Origin of the sequence: Chitinimonas taiwanensis DSM 18899, assembly GCF_900119825.1 — a bacterium.
Classification (GTDB): domain Bacteria; phylum Pseudomonadota; class Gammaproteobacteria; order Burkholderiales; family Chitinimonadaceae; genus Chitinimonas; species Chitinimonas taiwanensis.
In genome coordinates this window covers 93,291-106,882 of the sequence record NZ_FPKR01000010.1, presented here as the reverse complement: position 1 = coordinate 106,882, position 13,592 = coordinate 93,291, and the positions used below count along the sequence as shown (strand labels likewise).

Sequence of the window (13,592 nt, the reverse complement as noted above, 5' to 3'; positions counted from 1 at the left end):
AACGCACAAAGACTAATTGACGCCTAGATGCCCCATAATTTTTTCTTAATAAGAAGATTGACATAACCATTCCAACTCGTACCTCCAACAAGCAGAGCTTGTTTATCAGATACCACTGCCATGAAAATCATCGGCAGTTTCTCGGCGGAAGGTCTGGGTCATTCGGTGGCCCATGCCGTGGGGAATTAATAAAGATATATGTGTCTTTAGAGTCAGAGCCAAACTCGTAAAAGCGACCCGAACTATCCTTCCAGCATTCTGGCTTGATTTTCTTTGCACAAGATCCAAGCTTGCTAGCGATATCAAAGTGCGCCGACTTGAGGTCGCTTGTTTTGAATCGCAGATTCGATTGAAAAATAATGTGCTTATAGGTACCAAATGCAACCAAATCCGCAACAGGAGCAGAAACACCAATGTTATCGAACTTGTCTTTCTCGAAAGTCCAAAAATCTTCATCTGGCAGTCTTCTGTAGCCAGACGGCCCTAATTTTTTTGTAATGCGGTACAACGATTGACCGATAGCTGCTCGGTTGTCGATGGAAACAAAGCCGCAGGCAGCATTTGCATATCCCGTCAGGCAGAGCGCAACTATTGCTGTTGTAAGGGAAGAAATAAAAGTCATCGCATATATGTACATCGATATCAATCTCGCCAAGAATTGGCCCCAATTGCATGTGGGCCTACAGTGCCTACTTCAACCGCGCCGCAAATTTCTTCACCGCCTTGCGCACCTTGGGGGCGACCACGGCCATGCAGTAGGGTTGGTAGGGGTTGGCGTCGAAATAGCCCTGGTGGTAGCCCTCGGCCGGCCAGAAGGTGCTGGCGGGAGCCAGCTCGGTGACAATGGGGCTGGCGAAAGCACGTTCGGCCGTCAGCGCGGCGATGGCCGCCTCTGCGGCGGCCCGCTGCTCGGGCGAGTGGTAGAAGATGGCCGAGCGGTACTGTGGGCCGACGTCATTGCCCTGGCGGTTCAGCGTGGTGGGGTCGTGGATCACAAAGAAAACCTCTAGCAGGTCTTCAAAGCGGATCTCATTCGGGTCGTAGTGAATCTGCACGACTTCGGCGTGGCCGGTATCGGCATTGCAGACCTGCTTGTAAGTGGGGTGCTCGATATGGCCGCCCATATAGCCGGATACCACCCGCTCCACGCCACGCAGGCGCGTGTACACCCCGTCCAGACACCAGAAACAGCCCCCGGCCAGGGTGGCAATGGCTTGCGACATGATCAACTCCCATTGTGTATGGATAAGGACTGGGGCGCGATGCGCAGACAACCGATGCCGCCTTGCGCCCCGTGCTTGGCTACTTGGTCGCCACCGCAGCCGATTTCTGATGCGGCCCGCGCAGCCATGCCAAGCAGACTGCGCGGGCTGGGCGCGCGCTAAAGCACTAGGTTCAGCGAACGTAGCAAGGCGCCGGGCAGGCGCTGGCTGGTGCTGGAACGGCCGCCATAGCTGCCAGCATCCACCAGCAGCTCGCGCTCGGCAGTCAGCGCTTCCAGCTCGCTGCCCAAGAGGCGGAATAGCGAATCGTCAAAGCGCATCACATTCAGCGGCGCGACGATCTGGCCATCTTCCACCCAGAAGCAGGCGAAGCGGGTCATGCCGGTGATGCGTGCTGCGGCACGATCAGACCAGTTCAAGTACCAAAGATTAGACACATATAAACCAGAACCCAGCGCCTTCAGAGCCTCAGCCATCGGCAAATCGCCGGCAGCCATATCCAGTGCTTCGCTACCCTCGCCTGCGCCGGCGCCATTGCTGGGCAGGTCGAACTCGCGCGCGGTGCGCGGGCTGACCAGGCTGCCCGCGTACTTGCCCTCGCGGACCAGCGCCACCTCGGCCGGCTTGATGAAGCCTTCGGCCTGGAAAGCCGGCGCCAGGCCCGCGGCGGTGTTTTCGCTCAGGCTCAACATGGGTGAGAAGCTCACTTCGCCAGCCTGCAGCTTGAGCAGGGACGAGCGTTTGCTGCGCATTTCGCGCTCGGAGAAGCCGCCCCAATTCAGCATGCTGACCAGCTCGCCGACCGCGGCCGGGGTCAGATAGGCGCGATAGCTGCCCGGTGCCAGGGTCTTGGCTGGGCGCGCCAGCAGAGCCAGCTGGGCGCGTGCCTCGGCCATTGCCGTCTGCAGTGCAGCCGCATCCCATTCGGTGCCGGCCGAACCACGCTTGACCGCTTTGTCGCCGTGCGAATACAGGCTCCAGTCGAAGTTCCAGCTGGCGGTTTCATGCCAGTTGCGCTGCCCAAGGCTATTGGCAAAGCCCATATACACCGGCCCGGCCGCCAGAATGCCGACCAGATCGGCACCCGCGGCGGCGGCCACGATATCGGCCACCATCTGCTCGGCCGGCGGCAGGCGGCTTGCCTCGCTGCGCTGGGTCGATTGCAGCGCCGTGTTCAGCAGCAGATAGGGGTCGTCGGCCACATCACCGAGCGCATCACGCAAATCGGCCAATACGCCCAGCAGCATATGCTGGTCCTCGTCCAGCACATGGCTGAGCGTCACCGTCTGCGCCACATGCTTATTGCCCAACACCAGCTGCACCGTCAGATAGCACTGTTTGACCTGGCCGGCCTGGCGCACCTTGCCGTGGTTGAAGCGGATGAAATCGCTCTGTTCACCCGACAGCCACAAGGTGGCCTGCTCGGCCTCATCCAGCGCGGCAAACACCGCCTCGGCCACAGCCTCGAAATACTGGCGCATCATGCTTCCCCTCCAAATACATCTACCGCGCCGAACAGACAGGCCGGCGAGGCATGACCAACGCGCACCACCTGGTTCGGTTCGCCCTTGCCGCAGAACGGCGTGCCCATCACATCCAGCGTGCTTTCGTCGCCCACAGCCTTCAGCGCGCGCCAGAAGGTGGCCGAGATGCCGCGATAGCCAGGGTTCTTCACCACGCCCTTCAGCTCGCCGTTTTCAATCAGGCGGCCATATTCGCAGCCGAACTGGAATTTATTGCGCGAGTCGTCAATCGACCAGCTGACATTGGTATCCATGAGCACACCGCGCTCCACGCCAGCGATCAGCTGTGCGAGCGATTGGTCGCCCGGCTCGATATTGAGGTTGGCCATGCGGTCTATCGGTGCGCGGTTCCAGTTGCAGGCGCGGCTGTTCGCCACGCCGGGCAGGCTGGCACGCGCCTGCGAGATCGCCCCACCCAGCGGCACCTTCAACAGGCCCTGCTTGATCAGCCACACCTTCTCGGCCGGCGTGCCGTCGTCGTCCCAGCCATAGGCGGCGAATTCATTGCTGCGCTGCGGATCGTAGGTCACGTTCAGGTGCTCGGAGCCATATTGATAGCTGCCGAACATCTCGGGCGTAACAAAGCTGGTGCCAGCGTAATTGCGCTCGTCACCCAGAATGCGGTCGAGTTCAAGCGGATGGCCGATCGATTCATGGATCTGCAGCATCATCTGACTGGGCATCAGCAACAGGTCCATGCTGCCGCTCGGGCAGTTGGGCGCGGCCAAGAGTTGCAGCGCCTCTTCCGCCACGCGCTGGCCAGCGCCGGCCAGGCCGGCCTGGGCAAGGATTTCCATGCCGCCCTGACGGCAGTAGCCGTTGTACTGGCCGCCGAGCGAGCGCGTCTGCGCCACGCCGTCGGCGTAGGCGGTCACCACCAGGCTGGGAATCAATGCACGGAAGCGTTGCTCCACGCTGCCGCCATCATGGGTGATATAGAGCTGGTGCACATCGAGCCGGCCCAGGCTAGCGGCACGGTCGACGATGCGCGCATCGATCTGGCTGGCGGCATCTTCGGCCAGCAGCAGCTCAGTCAGCTCGCGGCGCTGCCAATCCAGTGGCTGCTCGGCACCGGGGCCGATATAACGGCCGGACGGCCGCGCCGGCTCGTAGCCGCTGAAGTCGAATACCGCCTGGCTGCGGCTCGCCTCGGCCCACTGGCGCGCGCGTTCCAGCGCTGCCTGCAAGCCGGCACTGGATAGGTCGGATGTGGCCGCATAACCATAGCCACCACGATGCAGCACGGTAATCATCGCGCCGCGGTCCAGGCTGCGTGCCAGCGGTTCGGCCACGCCCTGGCGCACGGCCAGGGTTTCGCGCGCTTCTTCCACATAGCGCAGCGAGCAGAAATCGACGCCCGGGTTCAGGGCCCGGAAGCGGGCCTCAATCAGTTCATGCATGGGATTCTTCCAGCCAAGGGGAGTGGTGCAAGCCTAGACCAGCCAACACCGAAAAGGTGCACCATGATAGCCGGCGCGCGCCGCGCCAGTCATGCCCAGCATGTCCAGACAAGTCGTACCCAGCAGCGGCGCTACAACACAGCCCGCCGCGACGCTCGTCGCCCCCGCAGCGCCCGGCACAGACGTGGCAGGCATAAGCTGGCACAATGCGCGCCCGCCAGCCGGCTGCCTGTATGCGCCTAGCGGATTGATTTACTTGAACAATCGCCCCTCGCCCGCGCGCCGTACGTACAGCCGGGCCAGGGTGCCACCAGCCTGGAAATGCGCATGTCCACCGCGCCGATTCGTGTTCTGTCGCTGATTCCGCCGATGACGCAGCTGAACACGCCCTATCCGTCCACTGCCTACCTCACCGGCTTTCTGCGTAAGCACGGTTTTGATGCTGTGCAGGAGGACCTGGCCCTGGGCCTAGTGCTCAAGCTGTTTTCACGTGCCGGGCTGGAACAGGTGCGTGATGTGGTGGCCAAGCAGGCGGTGGGCGAACGCACCGCGCTGACCCATGGCTTTGTCGAACATTTCGAGCTCTACGCCAGCACGATTCACCCGGTGATCGCCTTTCTGCAGGGGCGCGACAGCACACTCGCGCACCGCATCTGCAGCCGACGCTTTCTACCCGAGGGTCCGCGTTTCGATGCGCTCGATGTGTATGTGGACCCGAACGACCCGGACGGTGGCGACCCGCTGGCCTGGGCCTTCGGCGCGCTAGGCAGTTACGACCGCGCGCGCCATCTGGCCACGCTTTACCTGAACGATGTGGCCGATGTGGTGCGCGAAGCGATCGACCCGCGCTTCGAGTTCGTGCGCTATGCCGAATCGCTGGCCATGGCCCAGCCCACTTTCGAGCCGCTGGCGCAGGCGCTGGCCGCGCCGCGCAATCTGGTCGACGATACCCTGCATGCGCTGACCCTGGCCGCCATCGAACGCCATCAACCGAGCCTCGTGCTCCTGTCGGTGCCGTTCCCGGGCGCCATGTATGCGGCGCTGCGCATTGCACAGAGCATCAAGGCAGCCGACCCCGAGATTGCGATTGGCCTCGGCGGCGGCTTTGCCAATACCGAGCTGCGCGAGCTGAAAGAGCCGCGCCTGTTCGACTATGTCGACTATGTGACGCTGGATTCGGGCGAGCGGCCGCTCTTGGCCCTGCTCGACCATCTGGCCGGCCAGCGTGGCCGCGGCCGACTGGTGCGCACCTTTGTGCGCGAGCCGGTGGCAGACGGCGGCGCGGTCCGCTACATCAACTTCCCCGAGCCCGATGTGCCGTTCGAGGACTGGGGCGCGCCGACCTGGGATGGCCTGCCGCTCGACCAGTATCTGTCCCTGCTCGATATGCTCAACCCCATGCACCGGCTATGGAGCGATGGGCGCTGGAACAAGCTGACCGTGGCGCATGGCTGCTACTGGAAGAAGTGCAGCTTCTGCGATGTGACACTCGACTATATCTCGCGCTATGAGACCGCCTCGGCCAAGACCCTGGTCGACCGCATCGAGGCCATCATTGCCGAGACCGGCCAGACCGGTTTCCACTTCGTGGACGAGGCCGCGCCGCCCAAGATGCTACGCGCGCTGGCCGAGGAACTGTTGGCGCGCAATGTAGCGATCTCCTGGTGGGGCAATATCCGCTTCGAAAAATCGTTCACGCCCGAGCTATGCCAGCTCTTGGCCGATTCGGGCTGCATCGCCATCTCGGGCGGGCTGGAAGTGGCGTCCGACCGCCTGCTCAAGCTGATGAAGAAGGGTGTGTCGGTCGACCAGGTGGCACGCGTCACCCATGGTTTTGCCGAGGCCGGCATCCTGGTGCATGCCTATCTGATGTATGGCTTCCCCACCCAAACCGTGCAGGACACCGTGGATGCGCTCGAATACGTGCGCCAGCTGTTCGAAGCCGGTTGCATCCAGAGCGGCTTCTTCCACCGCTTTGTCTGCACCGTGCACTCGCCGGTGGGCCAGAACCCCGACGAGTACGGGGTGACGCTGCTACCGCTGCCCGAGATCACCTTCGCCAAGAACGATGTCGGCTTTATCGACCCAACCGGCGTGGACCACGCGGTGCTCGGCGAAGCGCTGAACAAGGCGCTGTACAACTTCATGCATGGCATTGCCGTCGATGAGGATGTGCGGCGCTGGTTTGCCGGCAAGGTGCCGCGCAGTACGGTGCCGCGCCAGTTCGTGCAACGCGCGCTGGCGGCACGCTAAGGCTGGAGCGCGTCACCCGGCCGTCAGACGAAGCGGGTAAAGTAGGCGCGCCTGTTTGTGGAGCCCTACCGTGCAGCCCTTGATCGATCTCTTTGACCAGCACGGTCCCCTGCTGGTGTTCCTGAATGTGTTCATTGAACAGCTGGGCGCGCCGATACCGGCCGTGCCCACGCTGATGCTGGCCGGCACGCTGGCGGCCCAGGGTCTGCTCTCGGCCTGGAGCGCGCTGATCTTGGCCGTGCTCGGCTCGGGCATGGCCAATTTCATCTGGTATCTGGCCGGACGCCGCCATGGCCACAAGGTGCTGGGGCTGATGTGCCGAATCTCGCTCTCGCCCGATACCTGCGTGGGGCGCACCACGCGTGCTTATACGCGCTGGGGCGTGGCCTCGCTGCTGATTGCACGCTTTGTGCCCGGCCTGTCCGCGCTGGCTTCGCCGCTGGCTGGGGCGCTCGGTCTGCCGGCCGGGCGCTTCGTGCTGTTCGATACCCTGGGCACCAGCTTATGGGCCGGCAGCGCGATTGGCACGGGCTTTTTGCTGCATAAGCAGGTCGATGCCATTCTGGCCGCGCTCTCCGCCATCGGAGCGGTGGCCATTCCGGTGCTGCTCGGCCTGCTGGCCCTGTATGTGCTCTACCGCTGGCTGGAGCGCCAGCGCCTCTTGCGCTTCGTCCGCCTGCACCATATGCCGGTGGCGGCGCTGCGCGAACGCTTGCAGCAGGGCCATGCGCCCATCGTGGTCGATGTGCGCTCGGCTGCCAGTCGCGCCAGCGATCCACGCCGCATTCCCGGCGCACTGGAGATGGAGGTCAGTGAGGTGCAGCGCCTGCTGGCCGATGTGCCGAAGGATGCCGAGATTGTCTTCTACTGCAGCTGCCCGAACGAAGCCTCGGCCGCGCTGGCCGCCCGGGCACTGCAGCGCCACGGCTACCGGCATGTGCACCCACTGGCAGGCGGCCTGGATGCCTGGCTCGCGCAGCAGGACTGAATCGGCGTCGCTCGGCCTCAGGGCTGCAGGCGCGGTCTGAGTTCGGCCAGTTCGGGCTGAGCCGGCCAGCGTTGCTGGGCGCGCTGCCACAGCGCCAGCGCCTCCGCGCGCCGGCCTTGCTCCAGGTAAAGCTCGATCAGATTGTGCCACCACGCATACTGGCCGCCGGCCAGCTCGGTTAAAGGCAGCCAGGCCGCTTCGGCCGCGCGCAGATCGCCAAGCTGATAAGCCATATTCCCCAGCCCGAAACGGGCCAGTGGCTGATCGGGCCAGCGCGCCACGATGGCCGCATACAGCGCGCGCGCCGCCGCATGGCGGCCAATGCGCTCCAGGGCCAAGGCCTGGCGCTGTGCCTCGGTGGGTGTCACAAAGTCGGGAATCTGCTCGGGCGCCACCACCACCATCGCCCAGAAATCACCGCGTGCCCAGGTGTGCTCCAGCGTATCGAGTGGCATCAGCTCACGCTCGGTGATGCCCGAGCGTAAAATCGCCTGGCGCTGCGCCAGGTCGTAACCGATCAGCACCGCGTAGTGCCAGAGCGGGCTGATCGGCAGGCTCAGGTTCTGCAGCAACAGCACCGGCCGGCCCTGCGCCACCTGATCGAGCGCAGCATCCAGGCGCGGTGGAATCCGGTAGGCGACGCGATCATAGCGGCGCACGGCGGCCAGCATCTCGATGGCCAGGCTGCCCTCACGCCCGGGTACGAAGACCTGCGGGGTCAGTGCCTCCGGGCTAACCGCCACGCCGGCATCGTTGAGCAACATGGCCAGCGCGGCCGGGCCGCACTGATGCTCGGTCTGGGCGTGGAAAGGGACGCGGCTGAGTTCCAAGGGGGTGGGCCGCCCGGCCGGCTCGGCCAGGAGCGCGCGCGTCTGCGGCGCCGCACAGGCAGAAAGCAAAAGGGTGGCCAGCAAGGCCACCCCCTGTTTGCACAACAGTTGCAAATCAGCGTACCGAGCGGGTGAAGGGGAAGACCTTGGTCAGGCCGAGGATGTCGGTGACCAGCAGGATGATGAACACGGTGAACAGCACGCCGACGATATCGCCACCGGCCGGCAGGTTCTTGATCTTGCCATTCAGTTCACGCACTTCCTCATCGCTGAGCGTGGCCACGCGCTCAATCGCATCAGCGCTGCTCACGCCTTGCTCAGCCAGGGCCTTGGCCACGTGCTCGCGTTGCAGGAAGTCGACCACCTCAGCGCGTTCGTCGTTCAGGGTCAGGGCCGACTGCTCGGCGGCGCGCTCGGTGGGCAGCATGGCGGCGTGCAGCGGCAGGTTGGCGGCGCCAAAGCTCAGCAGCACGGCATAGGAAAGGGTAGAGACGAGGCCTTGTTTCATTGTTGTAGCTCCGGTGAAAGTCGCGAGGGTAAGCGCTGTAAGCTTAACCCAAGCTGAAAAATTAGCACCTTGGCATATACCTGGCGACACAGGCACGTGGCGGCATGCCAACACCAGGGTCTGCTCACCTAGCTGCGGCTACGCCCCAGCCAGGCACCGCTCAGTATCAGCAACAGGGCCAGCGCGGCCTGCCAGCCGAAGTGACCGCCGCCAAACAGCGCCAGCAAGGCAGTCGACAACAGCGGGGTCAGATAGGCCAGCGTACCTATAGCACGCGCATCGCCGCGCTTCAGTGCGGCATCCCACAAAAAGAAGGCCGCGCCCATCGGCCCGAGGCCGAGCAAGGCCAGCCAGCCCCACTCGCTGGCATTCAGGCTATAGGCTGGTTCAAGCGCCGCATGGGCGAGCAGTGAGAGCAGGCCGGAGGCCATGCAAAAGCCGCCGATGGCGCCGGTGGGAAACGGCGCTACGCGCTGGGTGAGCAAGGAATAGCTGGACCACATCAGCGCGGCCAGCGCGGCGAGCAGATAGCCAAGTCCATGCTGGCCGCTCAGCGACAGGCTGCCCTTGCTCAGTACGATCAGCACACAGCCGGCGAGACCCAACAGCCCACCGAGCCAGTGGCGGGTTTCCAGGCGCGTAGGCGGCAGCAAGACCGGCGAGAGCAGCACGATCAGCAGCGGCCACAGGTAGTTGATCAGGTTCGCTTCCAGCGGCGGCGCAAAGCGCAGCGCAAGAAACAGGCAGAAGTGATAGCCAAACAGGCCATAGCAGCCCAAGAGCAGGGTCTTGGCCGGCACGCGCCAGTCACGCCAGCGCGGCAGCCCGCACAGGCCGCCGATGATGAGCGCCAGGCCAACCAGCAGAAAGGGCGGCACATTGGCCAGCTGCACCGAGGTCAGCGCAAGCGAGCTCCAGATCAGGATGGCGGCCAGGGCATACAGCGTGGAAGCGGACATGGGCGGGCAGACAGAAAACGGGGAGGCACCAGTGTAGGCATAGCCCGCTGCTTCGCAAACTACGGCAAACGGCAAGATACAAGCGATGCGCCCACTTCACGCTACGCGTCCCACCCTATAGTGGCGCATACCCGTCTTTCCTCCAGGAGGCATCATGCCGATGCACACATCGCACGACCCCAGCCCAGTATCAACGCCTGCCCATGCTGACCCGCTGCGCTTTCACCGCCCGCATGCGCATCTGTCCGCTCCGTTCGGCAATGACTGGTTTGCCCTGAAGGCCGAGGCCTTCGCACGCTTCTTTGGCACGCCGGTCTTCCTGATAGGCCAGACCGCCATCGTGCTGGTGTGGATAGGCCTGAACGTGGCCGGCCATACAGCGTTCGACCCCTACCCGTTTATCCTGCTCAATCTCGCCTTCAGCCTGCAGGCCGCCTATGCCGCTCCCTTGATCCTGCTGGCGCAAACCCGTCAGGCCGCACGCGATAAGGCTCACTCCGACGCCGATGCCCAGCACCGTGAGATGCTGGCCGCAGCGAACAATCAGCGCCTGGAGATCGCGGCCCAGCAGACCGCGCAACTGATGAGCCTGCTGCAGCAGAACACCGAGCTGACCAGCACCACCAAGCAGCTGAGTGAACGCATTGAGATGCTGACCCAGCAGTTGCACCAGCATGTGCTGGGTGGAGACAGCACCAAGCAGGCATGAAAAAGGCCACCCGTGGGTGGCCTTTTGCTTGGGTACTCAGGGCGCTGAACGCCTCGTGTTTTACATCATGCCCAGATAGGTGGGCAGCCAGGTGGAGATTTCCGGCACATAGGTGACCACGCCGAGGAAGCCCAGCATGGCCAGCAGCCACGGCCACACCGCCACGGTCAACTCGGTAATGCCCATCTTGGTGATGCCGGAAGCCACATACAGATTCAGGCCCACCGGCGGGTGACACATGCCCACCTCCATATTCACCACGATCAGGATGCCGAAATGCACGGGGTTGATACCGAGCTGCATGGCGACCGGGAACAGGATGGGCGCGAAGATCAGCACGATAGACGAGGGCTCCATCACATTGCCGGCCAAGAGCAGCAGGATGTTCACCGCCAAGAGGAAGACGATGGGGCCGAAACCCATTTCCAGCAGCCAGGCACCCATGGCTTGCGGAATGTTCTCGTGCGCCATCAGGAAGGAGAACAGCACCGCATTGGTGATGATGTAGAGCAGCATGGCGCTCATGGCGGCCGAGCTGGTCAGGATGCGGGGGATATCCTTGAAGCCGATGTCCTTGTAGACGAACACCGCCACGAAGAAGGCATACACCGCACTCATCGCCGCCGCTTCGGTCGGGGTGAACATGCCGGCATAAATGCCGCCCATGACGATCACGATCAGGAACAGGCCCCAGATCGCACGGCGAAAGGCCGACCAGCGCTCGGCCCAACTGGCCTTGGGCATGCGCGGATAGCCAAACTTGCGCGCACGCCACCAGGCCACGAAGCCAAGCAGGAAGGCCAGCATCAGGCCCGGAATCACCCCGGCCATGAACAGCGCGCCCACCGAGGTATTGGTGGCCACCGAATACATCACCATCACGATGGAGGGCGGGATCAGGATGCCCAGCGCCCCCGAGGTGGTGATCACCCCGGCGCCAAACTGCTTGGGGAAGCCCTGCTTGACCATGGCTGGCAGGATGATGGCGCCGATGGCCACCACGGTGGCCGGGCTGGAACCCGATACCGCGGCAAACAGCGCACAGGCCAGCACGCCTGCCAAACCAAGGCCGCCGTGCCAGTGGCCGACCATGCTGGTGGCGAAGTCGATCATGCGCTTGGCCACCCCACCATGGGTGAGGAAGTTACCGGCCAGGATAAAGAACGGAATCGCCATGATTTCGAACTTCTCGATGCCGGTGAACAGCTTGAGCGCCACCGACTCGATGGGCACCTGGGTCATGGTGAACAGGAAGGTCAGCACCGACAGGCCGAGCGCGATCGAGATCGGCATACCAGTCAGCATCAGGCCCAGCAAGAGGCAGAAGATCATCGCCTTCTGGCCACCGACCACGGTAATCGCGACCAGGGCGGCAATGATGCCGAGCGGCCACTTCATCGACAGCGGCTTGGCCGCTGTTGCTGCAATCGCATTGCTCATGCTGGCTGTCCTTTCACTTCGTCTTCCAGGCCATCGACATGGCCATGATCATGGTGGGGCAGCTCGCCGCCGCGGATGAAGGTCCAGGCCACCTGGGCAAAGCGGAAACACATCAGGTAGGACCCAACCGGCACGGCGAGGTAGACGATCCAGATCGGGATCTCGAGGTCAGGCGAAGTCTGATCGGTATGGGCGATATGCCAGACGAAGCTCGCGCCCAGCGTGCCGATGATGCCGGTGAACAACATGCCGGCCGCCAGGGCAATCAGCACGAAGATGCGGCGGTTCTTCTCTTCCAGACGGTTGACCAGCACATCGACACCCACATGGATGCCGGTACGCACGCCATAGGCGGCGCCGAACTTGGCCATCCACACGAAGAGATAGATACAGACTTCCTGGGCCCAGGCCAGATTCAGCGATAGCAGCCAATCCTGCAGGCCGGGAATGGCAAAGCCGGTCAGGTAGCGGTGCAGCACCGCCACGAAGATGATGACCGTGGCGGCCGCCATCAGAAAGGCGATGAACGCCTCTTCGAGGTAATCGAAATATTTCATATATCGCGCTCCAGATGAGTACGCCGCGCGGAGTGAAACCATCTGCGGCCGCCGGGTGCAAGGCCCCCGCCAGCCTCACAGGCCGCAGCACGCGGCGCACTCGTGAACGGCACCCGGCCAAAAGCCTGGGTGCCGCGTGGGCTTAGCCGTGGATCAGTTGCTGGCCGAGAAGCCGGTTTCCTTGTAGATGGACTGGATCAGGCCTTCGCCGATCCGGTCAGCCATCTGCTTGTGTACCGGCACCAGCGCCTGCTTCAGCGCGGCACGTTCAGCTGGTGTCAAATTGACGATCTGGGTCTTGCCCGACTTGCGCACATTCTCGATATCGCCCTCGTTTTCGGCCTTGGCAATATCGTTGGCGTACTTGGTGGCATCCTTCATCGCGCTGTCGAGCTGGGCGCGCACGGCCGGCGGCAGACCGTCCCAGAACGGCTTGTTCACGATCACGGCATAACCGAGGTAGCCGTGGTTGGACAGCGTCAAGTAAGGCTGCACCTCATGCATCTTCTGGGTGTAGAAGTTGGAAGCCGGGTTCTCGGTGCCATCGACCACACCAGTCTGCAGACCCTGGTAAACCTCGGAGAAGGCCATCTGCTGCGGGATGGAACCGAGTGCGCGCATCTGGGCATCCAGCACCTTGGACGACTGGATGCGCATCTTCAGACCCTTGAAATCGGCTGGGCTCTTCAAAGGCTTCTTGGCGCTGAATTGCTTGAAACCGTTGTCCCAGTAAGCGAGGCCCAGAATGCCCTTGCTTTCCAGCTTCTTCAGCAGGCTGGCACCGACCGGGCCCTGGGTGACCTTATGCAATTCGTCGTAATTGTCGAAGATGAAGGGCAGGTCAAACGCTTCGAATTCCTTCACGCCCAGCGGGCCGAACTTGGCTAGCGAAGGGGCAAGCATCTGGATCGCGCCCAGCTGCAGCGCTTCCATTTCTTCCTTGTCCTTGTAGAGCTGGCTGTTCGGGTAGACCTCGACCTTGACCGCACCCTTGGTGCGCTCTTCGGCCAGCTTCTTGAAATACAGTGCGGCCTTGCCCTTGGGCGTGTCGTTCGCCACTACATGGCTGAACTTGATCACGATGGGGTTGGCGGCAAAGGCGGCGGAGGCGGAAAGGGCAAGCGCGATTGCGGCGCCCAGCATGGTGCGACGTTGCATGGTTGTCTCCAGTTGTAGGTTTGACTGCGTGTCGCATTCTTCGC

Annotated in this window: 13 protein-coding genes; 3 read left to right on the top strand and 10 right to left on the bottom strand. The window is 63.1% G+C overall.

Annotated elements, in window-relative coordinates:
* Positions 1-127 precede the first annotated feature (127 nt).
* The 4 genes from BT173_RS19370 to BT173_RS13140 all read right to left on the bottom strand — a co-directional run bounded on the left by BT173_RS19370 (position 128) and on the right by BT173_RS13140 (position 4,146).
* Positions 128-622, bottom strand: a complete 495-nt coding sequence (locus tag BT173_RS19370; protein ID WP_139256156.1) for a hypothetical protein — start codon at positions 620-622, stop codon at positions 128-130.
* A gap of 67 nt (positions 623-689) precedes the next feature.
* Positions 690-1,223, bottom strand: coding sequence for a peptide-methionine (S)-S-oxide reductase MsrA (msrA, locus tag BT173_RS13150; RefSeq protein ID WP_072429122.1), 534 nt, complete (start codon positions 1,221-1,223; stop codon positions 690-692).
* 158 nt (positions 1,224-1,381) lie between these two features.
* Positions 1,382-2,707, bottom strand: a complete 1,326-nt coding sequence (locus BT173_RS13145) for a TldD/PmbA family protein (protein WP_245794176.1) — start codon at positions 2,705-2,707, stop codon at positions 1,382-1,384.
* Positions 2,704-4,146 carry a TldD/PmbA family protein gene (locus tag BT173_RS13140; protein WP_072429121.1) on the bottom strand — a complete coding sequence of 481 codons (1,443 nt, stop codon included), beginning with the start codon at positions 4,144-4,146 and terminating at the stop codon, positions 2,704-2,706. The genes BT173_RS13145 and BT173_RS13140 overlap by 4 nt, the downstream gene beginning before the upstream one ends.
* Before the next feature lie 327 nt (positions 4,147-4,473).
* Between BT173_RS13140 and BT173_RS13135 the strand changes: the two genes are divergently transcribed.
* The gene (locus tag BT173_RS13135; RefSeq protein ID WP_072429120.1) at positions 4,474-6,399 is read left to right on the top strand and encodes a B12-binding domain-containing radical SAM protein; all 1,926 of its coding nucleotides are present in this window, start codon (positions 4,474-4,476) and stop codon (positions 6,397-6,399) included.
* Between the two features lie 70 nt (positions 6,400-6,469).
* Positions 6,470-7,387, top strand: a complete 918-nt coding sequence (locus tag BT173_RS13130) for a rhodanese-like domain-containing protein (RefSeq protein WP_084658575.1) — start codon at positions 6,470-6,472, stop codon at positions 7,385-7,387.
* A 17-nt stretch (positions 7,388-7,404) separates the two neighbouring features.
* On the opposite strand, the gene BT173_RS13125 is transcribed toward BT173_RS13130, so the two are convergent.
* The 3 genes from BT173_RS13125 to BT173_RS13115 form a co-directional block, all read right to left on the bottom strand.
* Positions 7,405-8,301 (bottom strand): PA2778 family cysteine peptidase, encoded by an 897-nt coding sequence (locus BT173_RS13125; protein ID WP_175545603.1) that lies wholly within the window; start codon positions 8,299-8,301, stop codon positions 7,405-7,407.
* Positions 8,302-8,332: 31 nt separating this feature from the next.
* Entirely contained in the window at positions 8,333-8,725 is a 393-nt protein-coding gene (locus BT173_RS13120; protein ID WP_072429118.1) for a PA2779 family protein, read from the bottom strand.
* 128 nt (positions 8,726-8,853) lie between these two features.
* The gene (locus tag BT173_RS13115; RefSeq protein ID WP_072429117.1) at positions 8,854-9,684 is read right to left on the bottom strand and encodes a DMT family transporter; all 831 of its coding nucleotides are present in this window, start codon (positions 9,682-9,684) and stop codon (positions 8,854-8,856) included.
* Between the two features lie 154 nt (positions 9,685-9,838).
* On the opposite strand from BT173_RS13115, the gene BT173_RS13110 reads away from it, so the two are divergent.
* Positions 9,839-10,393 carry a DUF1003 domain-containing protein gene (locus tag BT173_RS13110; RefSeq protein WP_217651469.1) on the top strand — a complete coding sequence of 185 codons (555 nt, stop codon included), beginning with the start codon at positions 9,839-9,841 and terminating at the stop codon, positions 10,391-10,393.
* Between the two features lie 60 nt (positions 10,394-10,453).
* On the opposite strand, the gene BT173_RS13105 is transcribed toward BT173_RS13110, so the two are convergent.
* From BT173_RS13105 to BT173_RS13095, 3 genes are all read right to left on the bottom strand, one after another.
* Positions 10,454-11,833, bottom strand: coding sequence for a TRAP transporter large permease (locus tag BT173_RS13105; RefSeq protein ID WP_175545602.1), 1,380 nt, complete (start codon positions 11,831-11,833; stop codon positions 10,454-10,456).
* On the bottom strand, positions 11,830-12,390 hold the full coding sequence (locus BT173_RS13100) for a TRAP transporter small permease (protein WP_072429116.1): 561 nt from the start codon (positions 12,388-12,390) through the stop codon (positions 11,830-11,832). The genes BT173_RS13105 and BT173_RS13100 overlap by 4 nt, the downstream gene beginning before the upstream one ends.
* A gap of 153 nt (positions 12,391-12,543) precedes the next feature.
* Entirely contained in the window at positions 12,544-13,548 is a 1,005-nt protein-coding gene (locus BT173_RS13095; protein ID WP_072429115.1) for a TRAP transporter substrate-binding protein, read from the bottom strand.
* Positions 13,549-13,592: the final 44 nt, after the last annotated feature.